22 protein-coding genes are annotated in these 25,738 nt (G+C 63.5%); 8 read left to right on the plus strand and 14 right to left on the minus strand.

Annotation, left to right across the window (positions count from 1 at the left end):
- Positions 1–7: 7 nt before the first annotated feature.
- From ssuD to LK03_RS05060, 5 genes are all read right to left on the minus strand, one after another.
- Positions 8–1,156: an FMNH2-dependent alkanesulfonate monooxygenase gene (gene ssuD, locus LK03_RS05040; protein ID WP_038411345.1), complete on the minus strand. Its 1,149-nt coding sequence runs from the start codon at positions 1,154–1,156 to the stop codon at positions 8–10.
- A gap of 58 nt (positions 1,157–1,214) precedes the next feature.
- Positions 1,215–2,180, minus strand: coding sequence for a sulfonate ABC transporter substrate-binding protein (locus LK03_RS05045; RefSeq protein WP_038411346.1), 966 nt, complete (start codon positions 2,178–2,180; stop codon positions 1,215–1,217).
- A 91-nt stretch (positions 2,181–2,271) separates the two neighbouring features.
- Complete coding sequence (gene ssuE, locus LK03_RS05050; RefSeq protein ID WP_038411347.1) at positions 2,272–2,865, minus strand: NADPH-dependent FMN reductase; 594 nt, start codon at positions 2,863–2,865, stop codon at positions 2,272–2,274.
- Positions 2,866–3,063: 198 nt separating this feature from the next.
- On the minus strand, positions 3,064–3,702 hold the full coding sequence (locus LK03_RS05055; RefSeq protein WP_028693256.1) for a peroxiredoxin: 639 nt from the start codon (positions 3,700–3,702) through the stop codon (positions 3,064–3,066).
- A gap of 207 nt (positions 3,703–3,909) precedes the next feature.
- The gene (locus LK03_RS05060; RefSeq protein ID WP_038411348.1) at positions 3,910–5,226 is read right to left on the minus strand and encodes an OprD family outer membrane porin; all 1,317 of its coding nucleotides are present in this window, start codon (positions 5,224–5,226) and stop codon (positions 3,910–3,912) included.
- A 462-nt stretch (positions 5,227–5,688) separates the two neighbouring features.
- Between LK03_RS05060 and tauA the strand changes: the two genes are divergently transcribed.
- The 4 genes from tauA to tauD are packed head-to-tail and all read left to right on the plus strand — an operon-like array spanning position 5,689 to position 9,176.
- Positions 5,689–6,660 (plus strand): taurine ABC transporter substrate-binding protein, encoded by a 972-nt coding sequence (gene tauA, locus LK03_RS05065; RefSeq protein WP_038411349.1) that lies wholly within the window; start codon positions 5,689–5,691, stop codon positions 6,658–6,660.
- A 23-nt stretch (positions 6,661–6,683) separates the two neighbouring features.
- Entirely contained in the window at positions 6,684–7,475 is a 792-nt protein-coding gene (gene tauB, locus LK03_RS05070) for a taurine ABC transporter ATP-binding subunit (protein ID WP_038411350.1), read from the plus strand.
- Complete coding sequence (gene tauC, locus LK03_RS05075; protein ID WP_038411351.1) at positions 7,472–8,311, plus strand: taurine ABC transporter permease TauC; 840 nt, start codon at positions 7,472–7,474, stop codon at positions 8,309–8,311. Before tauB ends, tauC begins: the two co-directional genes overlap by 4 nt.
- 31 nt (positions 8,312–8,342) lie before the next feature.
- The gene (tauD, locus tag LK03_RS05080) at positions 8,343–9,176 is read left to right on the plus strand and encodes a taurine dioxygenase (RefSeq protein ID WP_038411352.1); all 834 of its coding nucleotides are present in this window, start codon (positions 8,343–8,345) and stop codon (positions 9,174–9,176) included.
- 38 nt (positions 9,177–9,214) lie between these two features.
- On the opposite strand, the gene betT is transcribed toward tauD, so the two are convergent.
- Together betT and epsC are read right to left on the minus strand one after the other, a co-directional pair.
- On the minus strand, positions 9,215–11,230 hold the full coding sequence (gene betT, locus LK03_RS05085) for a choline transporter BetT (RefSeq protein ID WP_038411353.1): 2,016 nt from the start codon (positions 11,228–11,230) through the stop codon (positions 9,215–9,217).
- A gap of 323 nt (positions 11,231–11,553) precedes the next feature.
- Entirely contained in the window at positions 11,554–12,486 is a 933-nt protein-coding gene (epsC, locus tag LK03_RS05090) for a serine O-acetyltransferase EpsC (RefSeq protein WP_038414615.1), read from the minus strand.
- Positions 12,487–12,761: 275 nt separating this feature from the next.
- On the opposite strand from epsC, the gene tcyJ reads away from it, so the two are divergent.
- From tcyJ to tcyN, 3 genes are read left to right on the plus strand one after another with little or no spacing between them, the layout of a single operon-like run.
- On the plus strand, positions 12,762–13,556 hold the full coding sequence (gene tcyJ / locus LK03_RS05095; RefSeq protein WP_038411354.1) for a cystine ABC transporter substrate-binding protein: 795 nt from the start codon (positions 12,762–12,764) through the stop codon (positions 13,554–13,556).
- Positions 13,553–14,221 (plus strand): cystine ABC transporter permease, encoded by a 669-nt coding sequence (gene tcyL, locus LK03_RS05100; protein WP_038411355.1) that lies wholly within the window; start codon positions 13,553–13,555, stop codon positions 14,219–14,221. Before tcyJ ends, tcyL begins: the two co-directional genes overlap by 4 nt.
- A gap of 3 nt (positions 14,222–14,224) precedes the next feature.
- Positions 14,225–14,983: an L-cystine ABC transporter ATP-binding protein TcyN gene (tcyN, locus tag LK03_RS05105; RefSeq protein WP_038411356.1), complete on the plus strand. Its 759-nt coding sequence runs from the start codon at positions 14,225–14,227 to the stop codon at positions 14,981–14,983.
- Positions 14,984–15,003: 20 nt separating this feature from the next.
- Here tcyN and dibA read toward each other — a convergent pair whose 3' ends face one another.
- Entirely contained in the window at positions 15,004–16,938 is a 1,935-nt protein-coding gene (dibA, locus tag LK03_RS05110) for a phosphodiesterase DibA (protein WP_049870432.1), read from the minus strand.
- A gap of 225 nt (positions 16,939–17,163) precedes the next feature.
- Between dibA and LK03_RS05115 the strand changes: the two genes are divergently transcribed.
- A complete protein-coding gene (locus LK03_RS05115; protein WP_038411357.1) occupies positions 17,164–18,153 on the plus strand; it encodes a GGDEF domain-containing protein in 990 nt (329 codons plus the stop codon).
- 89 nt (positions 18,154–18,242) lie between these two features.
- On the opposite strand, the gene gabT is transcribed toward LK03_RS05115, so the two are convergent.
- The 6 genes from gabT to LK03_RS05145 all read right to left on the minus strand — a co-directional run bounded on the left by gabT (position 18,243) and on the right by LK03_RS05145 (position 25,691).
- On the minus strand, positions 18,243–19,520 hold the full coding sequence (gabT, locus tag LK03_RS05120) for a 4-aminobutyrate--2-oxoglutarate transaminase (protein WP_038411358.1): 1,278 nt from the start codon (positions 19,518–19,520) through the stop codon (positions 18,243–18,245).
- Positions 19,521–19,699: 179 nt separating this feature from the next.
- A complete protein-coding gene (gabD, locus tag LK03_RS05125; RefSeq protein ID WP_038411359.1) occupies positions 19,700–21,142 on the minus strand; it encodes an NADP-dependent succinate-semialdehyde dehydrogenase in 1,443 nt (480 codons plus the stop codon).
- Between the two features lie 193 nt (positions 21,143–21,335).
- The gene (gene gcvH / locus LK03_RS05130; protein ID WP_038411360.1) at positions 21,336–21,719 is read right to left on the minus strand and encodes a glycine cleavage system protein GcvH; all 384 of its coding nucleotides are present in this window, start codon (positions 21,717–21,719) and stop codon (positions 21,336–21,338) included.
- A 50-nt stretch (positions 21,720–21,769) separates the two neighbouring features.
- Positions 21,770–22,852: a glycine cleavage system aminomethyltransferase GcvT gene (gene gcvT, locus LK03_RS05135; RefSeq protein WP_038411361.1), complete on the minus strand. Its 1,083-nt coding sequence runs from the start codon at positions 22,850–22,852 to the stop codon at positions 21,770–21,772.
- 124 nt (positions 22,853–22,976) lie between these two features.
- A complete protein-coding gene (locus tag LK03_RS05140) occupies positions 22,977–24,599 on the minus strand; it encodes an ABC transporter permease (RefSeq protein ID WP_038411362.1) in 1,623 nt (540 codons plus the stop codon).
- 90 nt (positions 24,600–24,689) lie between these two features.
- Complete coding sequence (locus LK03_RS05145) at positions 24,690–25,691, minus strand: extracellular solute-binding protein (RefSeq protein WP_038411363.1); 1,002 nt, start codon at positions 25,689–25,691, stop codon at positions 24,690–24,692.
- Positions 25,692–25,738 lie beyond the last annotated feature (47 nt).

Raw genomic sequence — 25,738 nt, forward strand, 5'->3', positions numbered from 1 at the left:
TCGCCCCTCAGCTCTGCGACGCGGCTTTGGGCAGGATGTCGTTGGCCACCATCTCGCCGAACGGACTCACATAACCGCAGCTTGTAGGCCGCTCGGGGCGCTGCACGTCCAGGTGCGGGAAGAGCAGTTCAGCCACCCGGTAGGATTCTTCCAGGTGCGGGTAGCCGGAGAAGATGAAGGTGTCGATGCCCAGCGCTGCGTATTCCTTGACCCGCGCCGCTACGGTCGGGCCATCACCGACCAGTGCAGTCCCGGCACCCCCACGCACCAGCCCGACCCCGGCCCACAGGTTGGGGCTGACTTCGAGCTGGTCACGCTTGCCGCCATGCAGGGCAGCCATGCGCTGTTGTCCCACCGAATCGAAGCGCGCCAGCGAGGCCTGGGCACGGGCGATGGTGTCGTCGTCCAGGTGCGAAATCAGCCGATCTGCGGCCGCCCAGGCTTCTTCGTTGGTCTCGCGCACGATCACGTGCAGACGAATACCGAAGCGCACTTCCCTGCCCTGCGCGGCAGCTTTCTCGCGCACTACGGCGATCTTCTCGGCAACCGCCGCCGGTGGTTCGCCCCAGGTCAGGTACAGCTCGACCTGCTCGGCAGCCAAGTCCTGCGCTGCCTCCGACGAGCCACCGAAGTACAGCGGCGGCCGCGGTTGCTGCACCGGTGGATAGAGCAGCTTGGCGCCTTTGACCTGCAAATGCTTGCCGTCGTAGTCGACCGTTTCGCCTTCGAGCACCTTGCGCCAGATGCGGGTGAATTCCACCGAGGCTTCGTAGCGCTCCTGATGACTCAGGTGCAGGCCGTCGCCAGCCAGCTCGTCGGGGTCACCGCCGGTCACCAGATTGAACAGTGCGCGACCATTGGACAGTCGGTCGAGGGTCGCGGCCTGGCGCGCCGCGACGGTGGGGGAAATGATCCCAGGGCGCAGCGCGACGAGGAATTTCAGCCGCTCGGTGACCGGAATCAGCGAGGCGGCCACCAGCCAGGAGTCCTCGCAGGAGCGTCCGGTAGGGATCAGCACGCCGCCGAAGCCAAGGCGGTCGGCAGCCTGGGCGATCTGTTGCAGGTAGCCATGGTCGACCGCCCGCGCGCCTTCGGCAGTGCCGAGGTATTTGCCATCGCCGTGGGTGGGAAGGAACCAGAAAATATTCAGGCTCATTGGAGTTGTCTCCTCAAGGGTGAGCAGCGCCGGCACCGGGCCGCCGCTGGCGAATCAATCAAGGCGCGCTGGCGACCTTGGCAGGTGGGGTCCAGATCACGTCCTTGATGCTCAGGGGCTTGGGAATCAGCTTGAGCGCCTGGAAGGTGTCGGCGATCTTCTGCTGCGCGGCGACCACCTCGGGGGTGAGCGGCGCAGCGCCATAGCCTTGGCGCTTGACCGAGGTCAGGGTGATGTCGGCGGGCAGCCCGAGCAGCGGCGCAACCTGGTCGGTGACTTGCTGCGGGTTGGCCTGCGACCACTCGCCCACCGTGCGCACTTCTTCGATCAAGGTGCTGATCACCGCGGGATGCTGGGTGGCGTAGTTGCGGGTGGCCAGGTAGAACTGATGGTTGTCGACCAGGTTTTCGCCGTCGCGCAGGGTGCGTGCCTGCAGCTGCTGCTCGGCAGCCGCCTGGTACGGGTCCCAGATCACCCAGGCATCAACACTGCCGCGCTCGAAGGCGGCGCGGGCATCGGCCGGGGGCAGGTAGACGGGCTGAATGTCGCTGTATTGCAGGCCGGCGTTCTGCAGCGCACGCACAAGCAAGTAGTGCACGTTGGAGCCTTTGTTCAGGGCGACTTTCTTGCCCTTGAGGTCTTTCACCGCCTGGATGTCCGAGCCTTTGGGCACCAGAATCGCCTCGCTGTGGGGCGCAGGCGGTTCATAGGCGACATACAGCAGGTCGGCGCCCGCGGCCTGGGCGAAGACCGGTGGGGTTTCGCCGGTGACGCCGAAGTCGATCGAGCCGACGTTCAGCCCTTCGAGCAACTGCGGGCCACCTGGAAATTCGGTCCATTGCACCTTGATGCCCTGCTCGGCCAGGCGCTTTTCCAGCGAGCCCTTGGCCTTGAGCAGCACCAGCGTGCCGTATTTCTGATAGCCGATGCGCAGGGTTTCAGCCTGGGCCTGGGTAATGACGCCGTAGGACACGGCCGCCGCAAACAGGGCGACCAGACCACGACGCAAGAAGACTGTGCGCATAGCGCTCTCCTGTACGAATGAGGTTCGGGTTGCACCTGCTTGCCCGTTGGCGGGCCAGTAAGGTGGAAAAGCAGTACAGCGGTAAAACCGATCAGATACTCCAGCGAGCGCTGATCAGCCGTTCGTTGAGCACCCCTGGTGCCACGGCCTGTGGGCGCCGGGCCAAGGCCAGGTGAAACGTCTGCAGCGAGTCGAGCAAGCGTTCCTGCAGTACCGGCGCGAGCTGCGCCGGGGTGTCGCCCTGGCCGTAGCTGATCTGGCTGTCGTCGGCGAAGATCCCGTGCAGGGTCTCTTGCGCCTTCAACGCAGCCAGGACCGGCTTGAGTGCATAGTCCACCGCGAGCATATGGGCGATGCTGCCGCCAGTGGCGATCGGCAGCACGATGCGGTGTTCCAGAGCACGCTCAGGCAGCAGGTCGAGCAAGGTCTTCAGCGCGCCGGAAAACGACGCCTTGTACACCGGAGTGGCGACGATCAGGCCGTCGGCCTGGGCCACGACGTCCTGGAAGTGCTTGACCTGAGGGCTGTCGAAACGCGCGTGGAGCAGGTCTTCGGCGGCAAAGTCACGTACCTGGAAACTCACTACTTCCACGCCACGCTCCTGCAGCCATTGGCGCGAATGCTCGAGCAGCACGCCTGAGCGCGAACGAGGACTGGGGCTTCCACCGATTGAGACGACCAGCATCACGACGTTTCCTTGTGTTCAGTTGGGGGTGACGTTACCAGCACTTTCATATAGCTAGAAATCATATTTTTTCATTTGCTTATTCCATTATTAATTAATGGACGTCACGCACCCGCGACTTTTCGGCAAAGCAAAAAAAAGGGCCGTCGAAACGGCCCGAAAATCCCTGTTAGGCAAGCGCGAGGCAATCAATGAGGTTCAGCGATTGGGTTGCGGGGTCAGGCGCAGATACGGCTTCACGGCGCGATAGCCTTTGGGGAAGCGTCGCTTGATTTCGTCTTCGTCCTTGAGTGACGGCACGATCACGACATCGTCGCCGTCCTGCCAATTGCCGGGCGTCGCCACCTTATGACTGTCGGTCAGCTGCAGTGAGTCGATCACCCGCAGAATCTCGTTGAAATTACGCCCGGTGCTGGCTGGGTAAGTGATGGTCAGACGCACTTTCTTGTGCGGGTCGATGACGAACAACGAGCGCACCGTCAGGGTGTCGCTGGCGTTGGGGTGAATCAGGTCGTAGAGGTCGGAGACCTTGCGGTCGGCGTCGGCGATGATGGGGAAATTCACCACGGTGTTCTGGGTTTCGTTGATGTCGTCGATCCAGCGGTGATGGGATTCGACCGGGTCGACCGACAGCGCGATGGCCTTGACCCCGCGCTGGGCGAATTCGTCCTTGAGCTTGGCGGTCAGCCCCAGTTCGGTGGTGCACACCGGGGTGAAGTCGGCAGGGTGGGAAAACAACACCCCCCAGCTGTCACCCAGCCACTGGTGAAAGCGCAGCGTACCGACGCTGGAGTCCTGTTCGAAATCGGGGGCGATGTCGCCAAGTTTGAGGCTCATGGGGTGCGGCTCCTATGCTGAGTCAGGCCTGATGTCAGCAATGTGCCTGTGCCGCCGATAAATTAAAAAGAATAAATATCGATTTATTTATAAGATTTAGGAATATTAGATTCGTATCGTAAAAAACCCTGCCGCAAGGGGCAGGGTTTTCAGGTTGAGGGCCTTGAACGCGATATCGACTCGCGAACGCCCCGCTCCAGCTACGCCTTACAGGAAGTTGTAGGTGTAGTTGAAGATCAGACGGGTCTGATCCTGGTCAGCCAGCGAGCTGGCGCCCGACCCACGGTATACGCCATGACGCAGACTGGTGCCCAGGCCTTTGAGCGGGCCTTCCTGGATCACGTAGTCGATGCGCGCATCGCGCTCCCACTCGTTGAAGGTACCGTTGCCGCTGGCATTCTTGCCGTCTTCGCCGCGCAGGTACGAAACCGACGCCTTCAGGCCCGGTACGCCGAGACTAGCGAAGTCGTACGAGTACTGGCCGAAGGTGGTGTTTTCACCGGCCTTGGCGAACTGGTTGAGCATGCTGTCGGTGAACAGGTAGAAGCTTGCGCCCGCTGCACCTTCGTTGACCAGGCTGCCCTGGTTCAGCCAGACGAAACCACCGTCGTCGCTGACGCGCTGGTGGCCGACCAACAGGGCATGGCTGCCGAGGGTGTAAGTGAACATGGCCGACCAGGTCTTGTTGTCGACCTTGCCTGGGTTCTTGGCGTAGCCGCCGTTGTTGTTGAAGCGGTAGCCGGCTTCACCGTTCTTGCCGTCGCTGCTGCTGTCGAAGAAGCGCAGGTCGGTCTTGAACGACTGATCCTTGTCGATCTGGAACAGGTGGGTCGCGCCCAGGAAGTGCTGTTTGTAGAAGTCTTCCAGGTTCGAGTAGTAGTACTGCAGGGTCAGGTCTTTGGTGAGCTTGTAGTCCAGGCCACCGTAGCGGAACTTGTTGCTGTCTTCGGTAGCACCATTGACCGACAGACCCGTACGGTTGCTCGACGCACGGCCCATGGCGTGGGTCAGCTGACCGGCGTTGATGGTCAGGTTGTCGATTTCTTTGGACTGAATGGTGCCGCCTTCGAAGGTCTGTGGCAGCAGACGACCGTCGTTGGAAACCAGAATCGGCAGGCTCGGGGCGAGCGCGCTACCGAAGTGCGCTTCAGTCTTGGAGAAGCGCGCCTTGGCGTTTGCGCCCAAGCGTGCCCACTGGCTGGCAGAGCCATCACCGTCGTTGGGGAAGAAGCCCGACTTGTGGTAGCCGCGGCCGCCGTCGAGGTGAATACCCCACAGGGCCTGTGCGTCTACACCAAAGCCCACGGTGCCTTGGGTGAAGCCGGAGATGTAGTCGAGCTTGAAGCCTTGACCCGATTCGCGCTGATCAGGGCGCGGGTTGCTGTGGACTTCACGGTTGTTGTTGTCGAAGTACATGGTGCGCGAGCTGACCGACAACTTGCTGTCTTCAACGAAACCGGCAGCTGCTGCTTGTTGGGCGAAAACCCCCAGGGCCACGGCCAGAGCCAGGCTGGACTTGTACATGATGTGCTCCTCTACGTTCTAATTTTTGTGCGTCTGCAGTGGCCTGGTCTGATGCCGTGCTCACCGTGGATTGGCGATTAGCGCCAAAGCGTCCTCGCGAAGTCAATCGTTACAGTTCGTTTCGCGACTTTGGTCTAATACGCCAAACGGGCTACAGAATAATGACAATCTGATAAATCAAGAATGATTGTTTTCCAAATTTGTAAGATTTTTGCGGAATAACCTTGAGCCCTTTTCATCGAGCGCATTCGAGCAAGCGGTTTTTTATTCCACAAAGTAAGGCTCAAACGGCTGTCCTACCGCTGCGTCAGGTGTGTCTCACGGGCAGCAACGTGAAGCCGCATCCAGCGACCAACGGCAGCCGCCTAAGCTAATTCTTAAAAGTTATTTATATTTGTTTTTTTAGATCATTTAGCCTTCACAGCATTCGCTCATCCCTGATCGTCTGCCGAGGAATGCTCCATGATCGTCCATGCTCCGTTGCGTCTGTTCGCCGCCATCGCTCTGGCCAGCGCCAGTTGGGCCGCCCAGGCCGCCGACCTGACCGTGGCCTACCAGACCACCGTCGACCCGGCCAAAGTGGCCCAGGCTGATGGCGCCTATGAGCAATCGAGCAAGGCCAGCATCGACTGGCGCAAGTTCGACAACGGCGCGGATGTCATCACCGCCGTGGCCTCGGGCGACGTACAGATCGGGTATCTTGGCTCCAGCCCCCTGGCCGCGGCGGCCACCCGCAAGCTGCCGATCGAGACCTTCCTCATCGCCACCCAGATCGGTGCCGGTGAGGCCCTGGTGGCGCGCAACGGCATCGATACCCCACACGACCTGATCGGCAAGAAAATCGCCGTACCGTTCGTGTCCACCGGTCACTACAGCCTGCTGGCAGCGCTCAAGCAGTGGGACATCGACCCGGCCAAGGTGCAGATTCTCAACCTCGCGCCGCCGGCGATCATTGCCGCCTGGAAGCGTGGCGACATCGATGCCACCTACGTCTGGGACCCCGCCCTGGGCGTGGCCAAGGAAAGCGGCAAGGTGCTGATCACCTCCGGCGAGCTGGCCAGCAAAGGCGCGCCGACGTTCGATGCCTGGATCGTGCGCAAGGACTTTGCGGCCAAGCACCCCGAGGTGGTCAAGGCCTTCGCCAAGGTCACCCTGGACGCCTATGCCGATTACCGCCAGGACCCCAAGGCGTGGTTGGCCAAGGCCGACAACATCAGCAAAGTGGCGCGCCTGTCGGGGGCCAAACCCGCAGACATCCCGTTGCTGCTGCAAGGCAACGTCTATCCGCTGGCAGCCGATCAGCGCACGGCGCTTGGCGCACCGACCACCCAGGCCCTGAGCGACACTGCCGCCTTCCTTAAAGAGCAAGGCAAGGTCGAAGCGGTGCTGCCGGACTACGCGCCCTACGTCAGCGCCCAGTACATCCCCCAGTGATTCGCCCTTGACCGGAGCCTGCCATGGCCTTGCTTGAACTGCAGCGCATCAGCGCACAGTACCCCGGCGCCGCCACCCCGGTGCTGGCCGACATCGACCTGAGCCTCGGCCCACGCCAGTTAGTGGTGGCGCTGGGCCCTTCGGGCAGCGGCAAGACCTCGCTGCTCAACCTCATCGCCGGTTTCGTCGCCCCCAGCGCCGGGCACATCACCCTCGATGGCGTGCCGATCAGCGGCCCGGGCGCCGAGCGCGGCGTGGTGTTTCAGGATGACGCGCTGCTGCCGTGGCAAACCGTGCTGGGCAACGTCGCCTTCGGCCTGGCCCTGGCCGGGGTCGCCAAGGCGGAACGCGAAGCCCGCGCGCGGGAGATGCTGGCACTGGTCGACCTCGCCGGCTTCGCCGAGCGGCGCATCTGGCAACTGTCGGGCGGGCAGAAACAGCGCGTGGGGCTGGCCCGGGCGCTGGCTGCCGAACCACAGTTGCTGTTGATGGATGAGCCGTTCGGCGCCCTCGATGCCTTTACCCGCGAGCAGATGCAGGAATTGCTTCTGCGCATATGGCAACGCAGTGCCAAGCCGGTATTGCTGATCACCCACGACATCGAAGAGGCGGTGTTCCTCGCCACCGATCTGGTGCTGCTGGCGCCTGACCCGGGGCGCATCGTCGAACGCCTGCAACTGAACTTCGGCCAGCGCTATGCAGCCGGCGAGTCGGCGCGGGCGATCAAGTCGGACCCGGCCTTCATCGCCACCCGCGAGCAGGTGCTGGCGCGGGTCTTCGAACAGCGTCAGGCCACACGGCGGGCAACAGCATGAGCAGTCTGCAAGTACCTCTGCAGGCGCAATCGCAGCCTGCCGCCGCGTTGGCGCGCCCACCACGGCGTGCCCTTTCGACCCGCTGGATCAGCACCCTGACCGCGCTCACCTTGCTCGCCCTGTGGTGGCTGGTGACGGCAGCCGGCTGGATCGAGCCGCTGTTTCTCCCCTCGCCCGGCGACATCGTGCGCAAGACCGCAAGCCTGCTCAGCCAGGGTTACATGGACGCCAGCCTGTGGCAGCACCTGGGCGCGAGCCTGGGACGTATCGGCGTGGCCTTGCTGGCGGCGGTGCTCACGGCGATTCCGCTGGGTATCGCCATCGGCTGCAACCGGGTGGCGCGGGGCATCTTCGACCCGTTGATCGAGTTCTACCGGCCGATTCCACCGCTGGCGTACCTACCGTTGATCGTGATCTGGTGCGGCATCGGCGAGCTGTCCAAGGTGCTGCTGATCTACCTGGCGATCTTCGCCCCGGTTGCCATCGCCACCGCCACGGCAGTGCGTACCGTCGACCCGGTCAAGCTGCGCGCGGCGCAATCGCTGGGCGCCAGTCGGGCGCAGTTGATCGCCCACGTGATCGTGCCCAGCGCCTTGCCAGAGATGCTCACCGGCATCCGCATTGGCCTGGGGGTCGGCTGGTCGACCCTGGTGGCGGCCGAGCTGATCGCCGCCACACGCGGCCTGGGCTTCATGGTGCAGTCCGCGGCGCAGTTTTTGGTCACCGATGTGGTGGTGCTGGGCATCGTGCTGATCGCGCTGATCGCCTTTGCCCTGGAGATGGGCCTGCGTGCCCTGCAACGCACGCTGGTGCCGTGGCACGGCAAAAGTCACTGAACCTACCTTTTTGCCGAACCCGGAGCGCCACATGAGCCTGACCATCCACCCCCTTGGCCCCGCCCTCGGCGCGCAGCTCAGCGGTATCGACCTGGCCCGCCCGCTGGACCGTGCACAACGCGACACCATCGAGCAGGCGCTGCTCAAGCACCAGGTGCTGTTCTTCCGCGATCAGCCGATCAGCCCGCAGCAGCAGGCGCACTTCGCCGCGCAGTTCGGCGACCTGCACATTCACCCGATTTACCCCAAGGTGGCCGATGTGCCACAGGTGCTGGTGCTCGACACCGCCGTGACCGACGTTCGTGACAACGCCATCTGGCACACCGACGTGACCTTCCTGCCCACCCCGGCACTGGGCGCGGTGCTCAGCGCCAAGCAGTTACCGGCCTATGGCGGCGATACCCTGTGGGCCAGTGGTATCGCCGCCTTCGAGGCGCTGTCGGCGCCGCTGCGGAGTTTGCTCGATGGCCTGACGGCCACCCATGATTTCACCCGCTCGTTTCCGCTGGAGCGCTTCGGCAACACCGCCGAAGACCTGGCGCGCTGGGAAGCCACCCGCCGCGAGCACCCGCCGCTGTCGCACCCGGTGGTGCGCACCCATCCGCAGAGCGGGCGCAAGGCACTGTTCGTCAGTGAGGGGTTCACCACACGGATCAATGAGCTGGAGGCGCACGAGAGCGACGCCTTGCTCAAACTGCTGTTCGCCCACGCCACCCGCCCGGAATTCAGCATCCGCTGGCGTTGGCAGGAAAACGACGTCGCGTTCTGGGACAACCGCGTGACCCAGCATTACGCGGTGGACGACTACCGCCCACAGCGGCGGGTGATGCACCGGGCGACGATTCTGGGGGATGTGCCGTTCTGAAGGCTGGGCCGCAGCGCGGCCCAGCCTTCATCACTGACCTACCTGACCATGTGCAGGAACTGCATGTGCCGTTCGTACTGGTCGAGGATGTCGTTGATGATCTGCTCCTTGCTGTAGCCCACCAGGTCGTAGTCCTGGCTGCCCTCTGACAGATGCACCTCGGCGCGGTAGTAGCGGCGGTTGTTCAGCGGCTGCGAACCGAGCCCGCCCAGAGCGAACGAGGGGGTGAAGTAGCCACGCATCTGCACCTGGTAGATGAACGGCTGCTCTTCACCATGACCGACCTTGAGGCTGACGTTGTCGTGCGCCGGGTCGTCCTGGGTGATCAACACCAGGCCCTTCTGCTCGAACATCTCGGTGACGTCCTTGATCGCCGGGCGCACCACGTCATCCATGAACCGATAGACTTCGTCGCGCGACGGGAAGTGCACCACCTGGCTCAAGCGCTGACGCCAACCACCACGACCGCGGCGGGTCTGGGCGAACGGCGCCAGTGAATGGGTCCGCGCGATCAGCCGCTGCGATTCCATGTAGAAGGCCTTGTGCAGCCCCCACATCATGCACAGCAAAATCAGCGAGAACGGCAACGAGGTCAGCACCACCGCCGATTTCAGCGAGTCGATGCTGCCGGCGAACAGCAGGCTGCTGGTCACCAGTGCGGTCATCGCGCCCCAGAAGATGCGCAGCCAGTTCGGACCATCTTCATCGGCCTGCCCACCTTTGGCCGACAGCGTCGACAACACCACGGTGCCGGAGTCGGCCGAGGTGACGAAGAACACGAAACTGATGAACACGGTGACGGCGATCACCGTCTTGCTCCACGGATAGGTTTCAAGCAGCAGGTACAGGCTCATGGACGGGTTGTCCAGGGCCGACTGGCCGAGGGCGGTCATGCCGTGGTTGATCACCTGGTCGAGCGCGCTGTTGCCGAAGATCGACATCCACGCCAGGGTGAAGCCCAGTGGAATCAGCAGCACGCCGAAGACGAACTCGCGGATGGTGCGGCCACGGGAAATACGCGCGATGAACAGGCCCACGAACGGCGACCAGGCAATCCACCAGGCCCAATAGAACACCGTCCAGCCGCCCAGCCAGTCGCGGTTTTCACCGTAGGCGTAGACATCGAAGCTCTTGCTCGGCAAGGCGCCGAGGTAGTCTCCAAGGTTCTGGATCAGGGTGTTGAACAGGTGCTGGGTGGGGCCTGCGAACAGCACGAACAGCAACAGCGCACAGGCCAGGAACAGGTTGATGTCGGACATCACCCGTACGCCTTTCTCGACGCCAGCGACCGCCACGGCCACCGCCGCGCCCATCATCAGCGTGACCAGCAGCACCTGCACCCACTGGCTGTGGCTGACGCCGAACAGGTAGTCCAGCCCGGAGTTGAGATGCAGCACGCCAAAGCCCATGTCGGCCCCCAGGCCGAACACCGTGGCGATGATGCCGAAGCCGTCCACCGCGTAGCCGATCGGGCCGTTGATGCGCTTGCCGATCAGCGGGTACAGCGCCGAGCGCAGCGCCAGCGGCAGGTTATGCCGATAGGCGAAGTAGGCCAGGGCCATGCCGACGAAGGCGAACACGCCCCAACCGTGCAGGCCCCAATGCAGGAACAGGATCTGCATCGCCTGACGCCCGGCCTCGACCGTGCCGGCCTCGCCCTGGGGCGGCTGCAGCATGTGGGTCAGGGGTTCGGAGACGCAGAAGAAGAACAGCGTGATGCTGATGCCGGCGGCGAACAGCATGCCGGCCCATGACAGGTAACTGAATTCGGGCTCGTCGTGGTCGGCACCGAGCTTGATCTTGCCGTAGCCAGACAAGGCGGTGACCACCACGAAGACCAGATACAGCGTCATCGCCAGCATGTAGTACCAACCAACGGTGTTGGCGGCCCAGTTCTGCGCCGCCAGCAGCCACTGGCCGGCGGCGTCGGGGAAACTGATGACGGTGAGGCCGAACAGCAGAATGACGCTCGCCGCGAAGTAGAACACTGGCGGGTTCATGCGGATCTTGTCGGGGGACTGCTCGGGAGTAGCAGATGCGCTGGAGGCACTCATCGGACGGGCACCTCGCAAGGGTTCGGAATGTTCGGATTGAACGGGTTCAGCAAAGGGAATCCTCCTGTTGAACACCGGCAACGGACCAGCGTTTTTAAATTGAACAAGCGTTCAAGTTAACCACGGATCGTCGTCCATGGCGACCCGCTCGAGCCGAACGGGCATGGCGGGGTCGCTCTCGGTGTCTGACTCAGAGAAGGGTTGGCAGAGGCAAGTTCCGCACCTGCAACCGGCGATTCACAGGCGTATCGGGGCAGCGGCCAAGGTGTTCAACGGCGGGCATGGGTCGCTGCACCCTGCCGCCGTTGCGGGCATCACGTGGCTCAGTGCTTGTCCTGGCAATCGAGTTGCAGGTTGGCCTGGGTGATGTTGCTCTGCGCCGGCACGCTGCGGGTCAGCCAGACGTTGCCACCGATGGTCGAGCCCTGGCCGATGGTGATGCGTCCAAGGATGGTGGCGCCGGCGTAGATCACCACATCGTCCTCGACGATGGGGTGGCGCGGCTGGCCCTTGTGCAGCGTGCCGGACTCATCGGCCGGGAACCGCTTGGCGCCCAAGGTCACGGCCTGGTAGATGCGCACCCGCTCGCCAATGATCGCGGTCTCGCCGATCACCACGCCGGTGCCGTGGTCGATGAAGAAGCCGGGGCCGATCTGCGCACCCGGATGGATGTCGATGCCGGTGGCCGAGTGCGCCAGCTCCGAGCCGATCCGCGCCAGCAGCGGCAAACCGGCGCGGTACAGGTGATGCGCCAGGCGGTGGTGGATGATTGCCAGAATGCCGGGGTAGCACAGCAACACTTCATCGACGCTGCGCGCCGCCGGGTCGCCGTGGTAGGCGGCCAGCACGTCGGTGTCGAGCAGCACACGCAGGTGCGGCAAGGCGGCGGCGAAGTGCTGAATGACACTCAGCGCACGGGCATCACTGGCGGCGACGTCGGCGTTGTCGTGGCGCGCGGCGTAGCGCAGCTCCAGGCGCGCCTGGGTCAGCAGCGAGGTCAACGCGGTGTCGAGGGTGTGCCCGACATAGAAGTCTTCGCTTTCTTCGCGCAGGTCGACCGGGCCCAGGCGCATGGGAAACAGCGCACCGCAGAGCTGCTCGAACACCTGACCGATGGCTTCGCGCGAGGGCAGTTCGCGCCCGCCCTGCTCGCCGCTGCTGCGCCCATTGCGCGTACGCCACTGTTCGCGGGCACTGCGCAGGCCGCTGACGATGGCCGGCAGCTGCCACTGGCTGGTAGAGGTTGGTTGGCTCACGGTGTTCTCCTGCAACAGATTCTGATTCGAAAGGTAACCCAAGCAGCGACCCACTCTACGGGAATCCTGCTCCTGCAAAAAACACCGCTTTGGTCCCATTGGCCGATCATGAACCACTGTCGACTCACGTGTTGGCATTTCCTGGCCTAACCTAATAGCCAGAGGTGCTGAGCAAGCCAATGGCTGGAATAACAAAATGCTTTTTTATTATTTCCTGCACTAAAAGCCGCGCCTCTATAGTCGCTACCCCCATCCCCACATTCAGCAGGCCTAACATGATCAAGCTCGCCAAACCGCTTCTCACCGCTGGTCTTGCCCTGCTGCTGGGCACAGGCATGTTGGGCCAGGCTTCTGCCGGTGAACAACTCAAGACCATCCAGGAAAAAGGCGTGCTCAACGTCGGCCTGGAGGGCACATACCCGCCCTTCAGCTTCGTCGACGAAAGCGGCAAGCTCACAGGCTTCGAGGTCGAATTGTCCGAGGCGCTGGCCAAGCAGCTGGGGGTCAAGGTCAAGCTGCAACCCACCCCATGGGACGGCATTCTGGCTGCGCTGCAATCGAAACGCCTCGATGTGGTGGTCAACCAGGTGACCATTTCCGATGAGCGCAAGAAGGCCTACGACTTCTCGACGCCCTACACCGTTTCGGGCATTCAGGCGCTGGTGCTGGAGAAGAATCTCGCCAAACTGGCGATCAAAAACGCGGCCGACCTGGATGGCAAGAAGGTCGGGGTGGGCCTGGGCACCAACTACGAACAATGGGTGAGAAAGGAAGTACCGGGCGCCGATGTGCGCACCTACAACGATGACCCGGCGAAATTCCAGGACCTGCGCGTGGGCCGTATCGACGCTATCCTCATCGACCGCCTGGCGGCCCTGGAATATGCCAAGAAGGCCAAGGACACCGCGTTGGCCGGTGAAGCGTTCTCACACTTGGAGTCGGGCATCGCGGTGCGCAAGAACGAGCCTGAGCTGCTCGAAGCCCTGAACAAGGCGCTGGCGGCACTCAAGGCCGATGGCACCCTCGGCAAACTGTCCGAGAAATACTTCGGCGCCGACGTCACCCAATGATCGAAGAAAGCCTGCAACTGGCGCTGGACTCGGCGCCCTTTCTGCTCAAGGGCGCCTACTTCACCATCGTGCTCAGCGTCGGCGGCATGTTCTTCGGCCTGATGCTGGGCTTCGCCCTGGCGCTGATGCGGCTGTCGCGGCTATGGCCGGTGAGCTGGCTGGCGCGCATCTATGTGTCGTTCTTTCGCGGCACGCCGCTGTTGGTGCAACTGTTCGTCATCTACTACGGCCTGCCCCAGGTCGGACTGGAGCTCGACCCACTGCCCGCCGCGCTGATCGGATTCTCCCTGAACATGGCGGCCTATACCTGCGAGATTCTCCGGGCGGCGATCTCCTCGATCGACAAGGGCCAGTGGGAAGCTTGCGCCAGCATCGGCATGACCCGCGCCCAGGCACTGCGCCGGGCGATCCTGCCGCAAGCCATGCGCACGGCCTTGCCGCCGCTGGGCAACAGTTTCATTTCGCTGGTCAAGGACACGGCCCTGGCGGCCACCATCCAGGTGCCGGAGCTGTTCCGCCAGGCCCAGTTGATCACCGCACGCACCTTCGAGGTGTTCACCCTGTACCTGGCGGCGGCGCTGATCTACTGGGTGCTGGCGAGCATCCTGGCGCACTTGCAGAATCGCCTTGAAGCGCGGGTCAACCGCCACGATCAGGAGCACTGAGGCATGATCGCCGTCAAAGGGCTGAGCAAACGCTTCAACGGCCAGACCGTCCTGCACGACATCGACCTGCAGGTCAGCGCCGGTGAGGTCATCGCCATCATCGGGCCCAGCGGCTCGGGCAAGACCACCTTCCTGCGCTGCCTGAACCTGCTGGAGACTCCCGACAGCGGCAGCATTCGCATCGGCCAGATCAGCATCGACGCCAACCGCCCGCTAAGCAGCCAGCAGGCTGCGATCCGCCGTCTGCGCCAGCAGGCCGGTTTCGTGTTCCAGAACTTCAACCTGTTCCCGCACCGTACGGCGTTGGAAAACGTCATCGAAGGGCCACTGGTGGTGAAGAAGACGCCGCGCGAGCAGGCGCTGGCGCTGGGCCGTCGGCTGCTGGGCAAGGTCGGTCTGGCCGGCAAGGAAGACGCCTACCCGCGGCGCCTGTCTGGCGGCCAGCAGCAGCGTGTGGCCATCGCCCGGGCCCTGGCGATGGAGCCGCAGGTCATGCTGTTCGATGAACCGACCTCGGCGCTCGACCCGGAACTGGTCGGTGAGGTGCTCGGGACCATCCGCAGCCTGGCCGAAGAGCAACGTACGTTGATCATCGTCACCCATGAAATGAGCTTCGCCCGCGATGTCGCTCACCGGGTGATTTTCTTCGACAAGGGGGTGATCGTCGAGCAGGGCGAGGCCAAGGCGCTGTTCGCCAACCCGCAACACGAACGGACCCGGCAATTTCTGCGCAAATTCCTCGGCACGGCGGCGCAAGGCTAGCGCTCTGGCGCCACACGCGGTCAGCGTAGCCGCCGCCCGTGTCGCGCCACCCCTGCGTGTGCCGTGGCCATCAGTTCATCCGCCGGCATCGGCCGGCCGAACCAGTAGCCTTGCCCCAGCTGACACTCCAGGGTGAGCAGCAGCTGCGCCTGTTGCGCGTGCTCGATACCCTCGGCATGTACCTGCATGCCCATGCTGCGAGCCAGGGCGATGATGACCCGGACGATGGCGATGTCATCTTCGTCATCCGGCAGACCGGCGACGAAGCCTTGGTCGATCTTGAGTTTCTGCACCGGCAGGCGCTTTAGCCGCAGCAGCGACGAATAACCGGTGCCGAAATCATCGATGGCCAGGCGCAGGCCCAGTTCGCGCAGGCGATGCAATTGCTCCAGCGACACTTCCGGGTCATCCATCACTGCGCTCTCGGTGACCTCGATTTCCAGCAGCCCGGGGTTCATGCCGGTTTCGTCCAGCACCTTGGCCACTTCCCGGTACAGGCTGCGCTGGCTGAACAGACGGCTGGAGATGTTCACCGCGACGAACTCCAGCGCCCGGCCTTCGGCCTGCCAGCGCACCATCTGCTGGCACGCCTGACGCAGCACCCAGGTGTCGATTTCGGCGATCAGCCCGCTACGCTCGGCAATCGGAATGAACTCACCCGGGGCCACCAGGCCGCGGTGCGGGTGCAGCCAGCGCACCAGGGTTTCGACCCCGATCATGGCGCCGGACGCCAGGTCATGTACCGGTTGGAAGTACGCCTGCAACTCGTCGTGCTCCAGCGCCCGGCGTAGCTCACCGGCGGTTTCCACGCGGTGCTGGGCGTGGGCGGTCAGCTCTTCGGTGTACAAGGCGTAACCCGCACGGCCACAGGTCTTGGCCTTGAACAGCGCCGAATCGGCGTTGCGCAGCAACTGCTCGGCCGTCAGTGCATCGTGGGGGAACAGGCTGATGCCGATGCTGACGCTGATGAACAGCCGGTGGCCATTGAAGCTGAACGGCGTCTTCATGCGTTCGATGACAGTGCGCGCCACGCTGGCGGCCTCGCCGACCTGCTGACAGCCTTCGAGCAACACACCAAACTCGTCGCCGCCCAGCCGCGCCAGGGTCAGGCCGCTGCCGAGCACGTCGCTCAGACGCTCGGCGACACGCTTGAGCAACTGGTCTCCGATGGGGTGGCCCAGGCCATCGTTGATGCTCTGGAAATGGTCGAGGTCCATCAGCAACAGGGCACACCCGCGCTTGTGCGCCTGGGCGGCGGCCAGGGCCTGCTCGGCACGGTCGCTGAACAACAGGCGGTTGGGCAGGCTGGTGAGCGGATCGTGATGCACCAGGTGCGCCAGCTCCTGCTCGGAGTGCTTGATCGCGCTGATGTCACTGAACACCGCCACGAAGTGACTGACCGCACCGTGGTCGTCGCGGATGGCACGGATGGTCTGCCATTGCGGGTAGATTTCCCCGCTCTTGCGACGGTTCCAGATCTCGCCGCTCCACTCGCCATTGCTCGACAGCGCGGCGTAGATCTGCTGATAGAAGGCCGGGCCGTGGTGACCGGACTTGAACTTGTTCGGCCGCTGGCCGAGCACTTCATCCTCCTGATACCCGGTGATGCGCATGAAGGCACGGTTGACGTGCACGATCAGGCCCTTGCTGTCGGTCACCAGTACCCCTTCGAGGGTGGTGTCGAACACCGCTGCAGCCATGCGCAGCCGCTCGCGGTCCTCGCGGCGCAGGCGCGCACCCAAGCCGATGAAACTGAGCAGACGGGCGCGAGAGATGAATATCAGCACGCTGCTGGCAAGCACCCAGACCAGCACGCTGGGGTGGCCGCCGAGGGCGTGCCAGCGCGGGTTTTCGATCAGGTCGTCGAGCACCTGCCCGGCGACCGCCAACCAGACTATCGAGAGCACCAGGTACAGCGCAGCCATGCGCAAGGCGTCGCGAACGGAAACAGACATAACGGGTTGGGTCAGCCCAGGGAAAATGAACGGCAAGTATAAGGGCACAATGCCGCCATGGCTGCCCGTCAGCGTCCTGCACAGGTTTTTTTTCGACGCGAGAACACACGACAAGCGGCAAGCGATGTGTGAACTTAATCCCAGTGATTTACTCATATATGGCAAATCGCTCGCGTGGCGGGCCGGCCGTGCCACACGCCCACCGCAAACCGACGATCCTTGCCGATGCCGAAGAAACTCGACCCCCCTGCGTACCAAGCGCCCCCTTCAGATACTGCCCAGACCCTGCTCGCCCTGTTCCATGCCCAAGCCGAAGTTTCTCGTCTTGGCGAGCGTGAACAGCTGTTCAGTTCTTTGCTGGAAAGCGTCAATGCGGTGCTGTGGGCGTTCGATTGGGAAACGCGCCAGGTGCTGTATGTCAGCCCTGCGTTCGAGCGCATCTTCGGTCGCCAGGCTGCGCTGGTGCTGTCGGACTACAACGAGTGGCGCGACGCCGTGTACCCCGATGACCTGGCCCACGCAGAACGCAGCATGGCCGACGTCCTGGTCAACGGCGCGGTGGAAGATCGCGAGTACCGCATCATCAACGCCGCAGGCGAAGTGCGCTGGCTCAGCGACAAGTGCTACCTCAAGCACCGTGACGATGACGACAACCGCGTCATCATCGTTGGTATCGCCGAGGACATCACCGAGAAGAAACAGCTAGAACGCGAACTGCAGCGCCTGGCCACCACCGATGTGCTGACCCAGAGCAGCAACCGCCGGCATTTCTTCGAGTGTGCCCGGCAGGCCTTCGATGACGCACGCGCCGACGGAACCCCGCTGTCATTCCTGTTGCTCGACATCGATGATTTCAAGCTGATCAACGACAGCTATGGCCACCAGCAAGGCGATCAGGTGCTGCAACGCATTGCCGACAGTGGCAAGAGCGCGCTGCGCCGAGGGGATTTGTTCGGGCGGGTCGGGGGCGAAGAGTTCGCCGCAGTATTCCCCGGCTGCACCCGAGAAGTGGCCGAGCAAATCGCCGAGCGCCTGCAACGGGAGATCCAGCGGCTGAGTTTCAGCCATGGACAGAAGCCGTATTGCGTGACAGTCAGCCAGGGCCTGACCAGTCTGGACGAGGGTGATGAAGGGCTGGAAAGCCTGTTCGCCCGGGCCGACGAAGCCATGTACCAGGCCAAGCGTCAGGGCAAGAATCAGATCGTGCTGGGGTGAGAACAATCGGGGCTGCATAGCAGCCCCGATCAGTTCTACCACCGTTCAAGTGAACAGCCTCATCACCTGAGCGGCTTTGGTCAGCGTAATCAGCCCAGCTCAGCGAAGCACTCTTCGATGATCGCCAGGCCTTTGTCCAGCAGTGCATCTTCGGCGGTCAGCGGAACCAGAATCCGCAGGACGTTGCCGTAGGTGCCGCACGACAGCAGGATCAGACCCTTGTCGCGAGCCTTGGCAACGACCTGTGCAACGGCTGCGGCGTTCGGCGTGTGGGTGCCCTTCTCGAACACTTCCACGGCGATCATTGAGCCCAGACCACGAATATCACCGATGATCGGGTGCTTCTGCTGAATGGCGCGCAGGCCGGCGGTCAGGTGCTCACCGACTGCCTGGCTGCGCTCGAGCAGTTTTTCTTCTTCGAACACTTCGATCACCGCCAGGGCCGCAGCACAGGCAATCGGCGAACCGGCATAGGTGCCGCCCAGGCCGCCTGGGGCGATGGCGTCCATGTACTCTGCCTTGCCGCACACACCGGCCAGCGGGAAGCCGCCAGCGATGGATTTGGCGAAGGTGGTCAGGTCAGGCGCGACGCCCATCTGTTCCATGGCGAAGAAGGTGCCAGTACGGCCAGCGCCGGTCTGCACTTCGTCGGCGATCAGCAGGATGCCGTGCTGGTCGCACAGCGCGCGCAGGCGCTGCATCAGTTCTTTCGGTGCTGGCAGGAAACCGCCCTCGCCCTGTACTGGCTCGAGGATGATCGCGGCGATGTCTTTAGGCTCGGCATCGTTCTTGAAGATGCGCTCGACCGACGCGATGGCTTCATCGACGCTGACACCGTGCAGTTCGTTGGGGAACAGCGCGCGGAACACGCCGCCTGGCATCAGGCCCATGCCTGCGGAGTACGGCACGACCTTGCCAGTCAGGCCCAGGGTCATCATGGTGCGACCGTGGTAGGCGCCGGTGAAGGCGATCACGCCGGCACGGCCAGTGGCGGCACGGGCGATCTTCACGGCGTTCTCGACCGCTTCGGAGCCGGTCGACACCAGCAGGGTCTTCTTGGCGAAGTCGCCTGGCACCAGGGCGTTGATCTTTTCGCAGACTTCAACGTACGGCTCGTAGGCCAGTACCTGGAAGCAGGTGTGGCTGACTTTGGTCAGCTGTTCCTGAACGGCGGCGACCACTTTCGGGTGCAGGTGGCCGGTGTTGAGTACGGCGATGCCGCCGGCGAAGTCGATCAGTTCGCGGCCTTCAACGTCGATCACGGTCGCGTTCTTCGCTTTCTCGACGAAGATCGGGTGGATCTGGCCGACGCCACGTGGAACGGCGGCGACACGACGTTGCATCAAGGATTCGTTGGTCTTGCTCATGGTGCCCTCTTTGGCGCCGATTCAGATGGCGCGCTTATCGGGGGTGGCTGGGTGCGCCGCGGACAGTATTCGTTGATCGACTGCCGCGCGCGTCCTGGCCACCAGGTACTGCGCTGTAAAAAAGGCCAGCGAGGCGTCGCTCTCGCGCCCCGCTGGCAGAGGTAAAGCCTGTCAGCGCATCAGACGCTGATGCACAGGTATTTGATTTCGAGGTAGTCCTCGATGCCGTACTTGGAGCCTTCACGGCCCAGGCCCGAAGCCTTGATGCCGCCGAACGGCGCCACTTCGTTGGAAATCAGGCCGGTGTTGATACCGACCATGCCGTACTCCAGGGCCTCGGCGACACGGAACACACGGCTCATGTCACGGGCGTAGAAGTACGAAGCCAGGCCGAACTCGGTGTCGTTGGACATGGCGATGACTTCGGCCTCGTCCTTGAAGCGGAACAGCGGCGCCAGGGGGCCGAAAGTCTCTTCTTTAGCGACGGCAGCGGTTTTCGGCACGTCGACCAGAATGGTCGGCTCAAAGAAGTTGCCTTCGATCAGCTTGCCACCGGACAGCACCTTGGCACCCTTGGAGACTGCATCTTCGATGTGCTCCTGGACCTTGGCCACGGCCTTGTTGTCGATCAACGGGCCAGTGGTGGTGCCGTCTTCCAGACCGTTGCCGATCTTGAGCTTGGCGACCGCTGCCTTGAGCTTCTCGGCGAAGGCATCGTAGACGCCGTCCTGCACGTAGATGCGGTTGGCACAGACGCAGGTCTGACCGTTGTTGCGGTACTTGGAAATGATCGCGCCTTCGACGGCCTTATCCAGGTCGGCGTCGTCGAACACGATGAACGGCGCATTGCCGCCCAGCTCCAGCGAGACTTTCTTGATGTCCTTGGCGCATTCCTGCATCAGCTGGCGACCGATTTCGGTCGAGCCGGTGAACGACAGCTTGCGCACCAGCGAGTTGCCGGTCAGCTCGCCGCCGACTTCGCCGGCGCTGCCGGTGACCACGCTGAGTACGCCTTGCGGAATACCGGCACGGGTGGCCAGCTCGACCAGGGCCAGGGCGGAGTACGGAGTCTGCGAAGCAGGCTTGACCACCATGGTGCAACCGGCGGCCAGGGCCGGGCCGGCTTTACGGGTGATCATCGCCGCAGGGAAGTTCCACGGAGTGATGGCCGCGGTGACGCCGATGGGCTGCTTGATGACGATCAGGCGCTTGTCCGGCTGGTGGCCTGGGATGGTGTCACCGTAGACGCGCTTGGCTTCTTCGGCGAACCACTCGATGAACGAGGCGGCGTAGGCGATTTCGCCCTTGGCTTCGGCCAGCGGCTTGCCCTGCTCGGTGGTCATCAGACGGGCCAGGTCGTCCTGGTGCTCGATCATCAGCTCGAACCAGCGACGCAGCTTGGTGGAACGCTCTTTGGCAGTCAGTGCACGCCAGGCCGGCAAGGCCTTGTCGGCCGCCTCGATGGCGCGGCGGGTTTCGGCAGTGCCCATCTTCGGGACGGTACCGATGACTTCACCGGTGGCCGGGTTGGTCACGTTGATGGTCTGGCCGCTGTCCGCATCCAGCCACTCACCGTTGATGAAGGCTTGCTGGCGGAACAACTGAGCGTCTTTGAGCTGCATGTCGGCTTCCCGAATTGTGGATTGTTGAAAAGCGCCCGACACAGGGCATCGAGCGTTTGAAATCTCAAACGAATGCTAAGCGTCTGCTGGGGTGTAGGACAATAGGCCGTTCAGAAAAAAGAACGAATGGTCGTTTTGTCTTACAGCGGGGTGTGGCGTCCGAAGGCGGTGGCCTGGCTTCGAACGCCGCGCATCACTCGCCGATGGCAGCCTGGTAGCCTGCCGCATCCAGCAGTTTGTCCAGCTCGCTGGCATCGTTCGGCTTGAGCTTGAAGATCCACGCCTGGTACGGCGCGTCGTTGAGTTGTTCCGGGCTGTCGGCCAGCGCTTCGTTGACCGCGATCACCTCACCGCTGACTGGCGAGTAGATGTCGGACGCAGCCTTGACCGACTCGACCACACCCGCCGCATCGCCCGCAGCGAACACCTTGCCCACTTCCGCCAGCTCGACGAACACCACGTCGCCCAACGCTTCCTGGGCATGGTCACTGATGCCTACGGTGATGGAACCGTCAGCTTCCAGACGGGCCCATTCGTGACTTTCGGCGAAACGCAGCTCAGCGGGGATGTTGCTCATGTCGTGTTTTCCTCGATCAGGTTCAGCGGTCGATCCCGCCGTTGGTGTGTTCAGATCAGAATCTTGCCGTGGCGCACGAAGGTCGGCTTGACCACGCGCACCGGGTACCACTTGCCGCGGATTTCCACCTCGGCGCGCTCGCCCGTGGCGATTGGCAACCTTGCCAGGGCAATGGATTTGCTCAGCGTAGGGGAGAAACTACCACTGGTGATCTCCCCTTCGCCAATCCCAGCCACCCGTACCACCTGACGCGCGCGCAGTACGCCCCGTTCTTCGAGTACCAGGCCGACCAGCTTTTCCTGAACGCCACGTTCGATCTCCGCCAGCAGGCCGCTGCGCCCGAGAAAATCCCGGCTGGCCGGTTCCCAGGCGATGCAGGTGTCGAGGTTGGAGGTCAGCGGCGTGTGCGCCTCATCGATATCCTGGCCGTACAGGTTCATCCCGGCCTCCAGGCGCAAGGTGTCACGCGCGCCCAGGCCGCTCGGGGCGATACCGGCCCCGACCAGGTCGTAGAAGAAGCCGGGCGCCTGAGAGCCTGGCAGCATGATCTCCAGGCCGTCCTCGCCGGTATAGCCGGTGCGGGCGATGAACCACTCGCCATCGGCCACACCCTCGAACGGGTGCAGCCTGCGAACCAAGGCAGCGCGCGAGCTGCTGAGCAGTTCAGCGACCTTTTCCCGGGCATGCGGGCCCTGGATGGCAAGAATGGCCAGTTGCGGACAGGGCGTTACGCGGACTTCGAAACCGCTGCCGCGCTGCTGGAACCAGCCGAGCACCCGATCTCGGGTGGGCGCGCTGGCCACCAGGCGATAGCCAGCATCGGTGCGGTAGACAACCAGATCATCGATGACCTTGCCTTGCTCGTTGAGCATCGGGCTGCAATGCGCCTTGCCGATCTCATCGAGCTGACCTGCATCGTTGGCCATCAGGTACTGCAAGTAGGCAGTGGCATCGACCCCGTCGAGGTCGAACACGGTCATGTGCGATACATCGAAGACGCCGCAGTCAGCGCGCACCTGATGGTGCTCCTCGACCTGCGAGCCATAGTGCAAGGGCATATCCCAGCCACCGAAGTCGACCATCTTGGCACCGAGCGCCAAGTGCAGGTCATACAGGGGCGTACGCTGTCCCATGGGTTTCTCCTTCCGGGCGTGGCGAAGCAACGACGACCGATGACGTTTAATTGTCTGTTGATGCTGTAGGACGCGTCGTTGCGAATGCCGCGCATTGTAGACACAAGGGCGATCCCTGGCACGCTCAGTGGCGTTGCCCTGGCGCCCGCGCCGAGCGGCGAATCAGCCCGATCACCGGTACCAGGCCGACCGCGACCAGCGTCAGCGCCGGCAGCGAGGCGCGTGCCCACTCGCCCTCACTGGTCATCTCGAAAACGCGCACCGCCAGGGTGTCCCAGCCGAATGGACGCATCAGCAGGGTGGCCGGCATTTCCTTGATGACGTCGACGAATACCAGCAGCGCCGCGCTGAGGGTGCCAGGTAGCAGCAAGGGCAGGTAGACCTTGCGCAGCAGTGGCAGCCCGCCCACACCGAGGCTGCGCGAGGCTTCCGGCAGCGACGGACGAATGCGCGCCAGGGTACTTTCCAACGGGCCGTAGGCGACCGCCATGAAGCGCACCAGATAGGCCAGCAACAGCGCCCACAGACTACCCAGCAGTAACGGCTTGCCTGCCCCGCCGAGCCACTGCGACAGCGGAATCACCAGCTGGTTGTCCAGGTAGCTGAACGCCAGCATCAGGGAAACGGCCAGCACCGAGCCGGGCAAGGCGTAACCCAGGTTGGCCACGGCCACACCGCTACGAATGGTCGAGGTTGGCGCCTGACGCCGTGCGAAGGCCAGCACCAGGGCCACGCTGACAGTGAACGCCGCAGCGCCCAGGCCAAGCGAAACCGTGTGCGACACCAGGCCCAGGTACCGCTCGTCGAGATCATGCCGGCCGCGCTGCCAGAACCAGGCCAGCAGTTGCAGCAGCGGAATGACGAACGCGCAGGCGAACACCAGCAGGCACCAGCCGCTGGCAGCCAGCGCCTTGATGCCACGCAAGCGGTACAACGGCTGCGACCGCGCGCGCTCGTTGCCGCTGCGCCCCGCTCCTCGCGCGCGACGCTCGGCGTAGAGCACCAACATGACGAACAACAGCAGCAGGCTGGCCAGTTGCGCGGCGCTGGACAGACTGAAGAAGCCGTACCAGGTCTTGTAGATGGCGGTAGTGAAGGTGTCGAAATTGAAGACGGATACGGCGCCGAAATCGGCCAGCGTCTCCATCAGCGCCAACGCCACACCGGCCGCGATGGCGGGCCTGGCCATGGGCAGGGCCACCCGCCAGAACGCCTGCAGCGGCGACAGCCCAAGTACCCGTGCCACCTCCATCAGGCCCCTGCCCTGGGCCAGGAAGGCGCTGCGCGCCAGTAGATAGACATAGGGGTAGAACACCAGCACCAGAACCGTGATCACGCCACCCGTGGAGCGCACCCGCGGCAGGCGCATCGGTCCGAACACCTCGCGCAAGGCACTCTGCACCGGGCCTGCGAAATCCAGCAGGCCGACGAAGACGAACGCCAGCACATAGGCGGGAATGGCGAACGGCAGCATCAAGGCCCAGTCCAGCCAGCGCCGGCCCGGGAATTCGCACAGTGTGGTGAGCCAGGCCAGGCTGACCCCGAGCACCGTCACGCCCACACCCACGCCGACCACCAGGGTCAGGGTATTGCCCAGCAAACGGCGCATCTGCGTATCGAGCAGGTGCGACCAGATCTGCATGTCGATGCTCTGCCAAGACAGTACCAGCACGCTCAATGGCAGGATCACCAGGGCAGCAGTCAGGCCGACGGGCAAGTACCAACGGCGTTGCGGAGCATGGGACACGGCAGGGTCTCGATCACTTGATGAAAGGCAGATGGCACAACGCCGTGGCAGGTCCACGGCGTCATGGGTGGGGCTGGTTGGGCGGAGGCCTCAGTTCCAGCCTGCACGATCCATGAGGCGGATCGCTTCGGCCTGGCGCTTGCCAGCCACCTCTACCGGAATGCTGTCGGCCTTGAAGTCGCCCCAGGCCGCCACTTCATCCGATGGCTTGACCTTGGGGTTGGCCGGGAACTCCTGGTTGAGGTCGGCGAACAGCTTCTGCGCTTGCTCGCCGGTCATCCATTCCACCAGCTTGATGGCGGCTTCGGGGTGCGGTGCATGCTTGGTCAGGCCAATGCCCGAGAGGTTGACGTGTACACCACGGTCGCCCTGATTGGGCCAGAACAGCTTGAGCGGCAGGTTCGGGTCGGCCTTGTGCATGCGCCCGAAATAGTAGGTGTTGACCACACCAACATCGCACTGCCCGGCGGCGATCGCCTGGAGCACGGCGTTGTCGTCGGAGAACACGTCGGTGGAGAGGTTGTCGACCCAGCCCTTGACGATTTCCTCGGTTTTGGCCGGGCCGTGGTTTTCGATCAGTGTGGCGGTCAGCGACTGGTTGTAGACCTTCTTCGCCGTGCGCAGGCACAGGCGGCCTTCCCAGTCTTTGTCGGCCAGCGCCTCATAGGTGCTGAGTTCTTCAGGTTTGACCCGGTCGGTGGCGTAGACGATGGTGCGTGCGCGCAGGCTCAGGCCGGTCCAGTCGTGGGACGAAGCGCGGTACTGGGCAGGGATGTTCTGATCGATCACGGTCGACTTGATCGGCTGGAGAATACCCATCTGCTCGGCCTGCCAGAGGTTGCCGGCATCGACGGTCAGCAGCAGATCGGCTACGCCGTTCTGCCCTTCGGCCTTGATGCGTTGCATCAGCGGCGCTTCCTTGTCGGTGATGAACTTGACCTTGACGCCGGTCTTGGCGGTGTAGGCGTCGAACACCGGCTTGATCAGCTCGTCGATGCGCGAGGAATAGACCACCACTTCGTCCGCCGCCTGGGCAGTGCCGCCGATCAGAACAAGGGCCAGGGCGGCCAACAGGGGCTTGCGTGACAACATGGAAAGCGCTCCTCGCTGAATTGAGAGGCGCAAAGGGTAGTGGTTCT

It is taken from the genome of Pseudomonas cremoricolorata, assembly GCF_000759535.1.
Taxonomy (GTDB): domain Bacteria; phylum Pseudomonadota; class Gammaproteobacteria; order Pseudomonadales; family Pseudomonadaceae; genus Aquipseudomonas; species Aquipseudomonas cremoricolorata_A.

What these genes read in the sequence shown, in the direction of transcription:
- ssuD (WP_038411345.1), bottom strand. Translation starts at nt 1,156, where the DNA reads ATGAGCCTGAATATTTTCTGGTTCCTTCCCACCCACGGCGATGGCAAA.
- LK03_RS05045 (WP_038411346.1), bottom strand. Translation starts at nt 2,180, where the DNA reads ATGCGCACAGTCTTCTTGCGTCGTGGTCTGGTCGCCCTGTTTGCGGCG.
- ssuE (WP_038411347.1), bottom strand. Translation starts at nt 2,865, where the DNA reads ATGCTGGTCGTCTCAATCGGTGGAAGCCCCAGTCCTCGTTCGCGCTCA.
- LK03_RS05055 (WP_028693256.1), bottom strand. Translation starts at nt 3,702, where the DNA reads ATGAGCCTCAAACTTGGCGACATCGCCCCCGATTTCGAACAGGACTCC.
- LK03_RS05060 (WP_038411348.1), bottom strand. Translation starts at nt 5,226, where the DNA reads ATGTACAAGTCCAGCCTGGCTCTGGCCGTGGCCCTGGGGGTTTTCGCC.
- tauA (WP_038411349.1), top strand. Translation starts at nt 5,689, where the DNA reads ATGATCGTCCATGCTCCGTTGCGTCTGTTCGCCGCCATCGCTCTGGCC.
- tauB (WP_038411350.1), top strand. Translation starts at nt 6,684, where the DNA reads ATGGCCTTGCTTGAACTGCAGCGCATCAGCGCACAGTACCCCGGCGCC.
- tauC (WP_038411351.1), top strand. Translation starts at nt 7,472, where the DNA reads ATGAGCAGTCTGCAAGTACCTCTGCAGGCGCAATCGCAGCCTGCCGCC.
- tauD (WP_038411352.1), top strand. Translation starts at nt 8,343, where the DNA reads ATGAGCCTGACCATCCACCCCCTTGGCCCCGCCCTCGGCGCGCAGCTC.
- betT (WP_038411353.1), bottom strand. Translation starts at nt 11,230, where the DNA reads ATGAGTGCCTCCAGCGCATCTGCTACTCCCGAGCAGTCCCCCGACAAG.
- tcyJ (WP_038411354.1), top strand. Translation starts at nt 12,762, where the DNA reads ATGATCAAGCTCGCCAAACCGCTTCTCACCGCTGGTCTTGCCCTGCTG.
- tcyL (WP_038411355.1), top strand. Translation starts at nt 13,553, where the DNA reads ATGATCGAAGAAAGCCTGCAACTGGCGCTGGACTCGGCGCCCTTTCTG.
- tcyN (WP_038411356.1), top strand. Translation starts at nt 14,225, where the DNA reads ATGATCGCCGTCAAAGGGCTGAGCAAACGCTTCAACGGCCAGACCGTC.
- dibA (WP_049870432.1), bottom strand. Translation starts at nt 16,938, where the DNA reads ATGTCTGTTTCCGTTCGCGACGCCTTGCGCATGGCTGCGCTGTACCTG.
- LK03_RS05115 (WP_038411357.1), top strand. Translation starts at nt 17,164, where the DNA reads ATGCCGAAGAAACTCGACCCCCCTGCGTACCAAGCGCCCCCTTCAGAT.
- gabT (WP_038411358.1), bottom strand. Translation starts at nt 19,520, where the DNA reads ATGAGCAAGACCAACGAATCCTTGATGCAACGTCGTGTCGCCGCCGTT.
- gabD (WP_038411359.1), bottom strand. Translation starts at nt 21,142, where the DNA reads ATGCAGCTCAAAGACGCTCAGTTGTTCCGCCAGCAAGCCTTCATCAAC.
- gcvH (WP_038411360.1), bottom strand. Translation starts at nt 21,719, where the DNA reads ATGAGCAACATCCCCGCTGAGCTGCGTTTCGCCGAAAGTCACGAATGG.
- gcvT (WP_038411361.1), bottom strand. Translation starts at nt 22,852, where the DNA reads ATGGGACAGCGTACGCCCCTGTATGACCTGCACTTGGCGCTCGGTGCC.
- LK03_RS05145 (WP_038411363.1), bottom strand. Translation starts at nt 25,691, where the DNA reads ATGTTGTCACGCAAGCCCCTGTTGGCCGCCCTGGCCCTTGTTCTGATC.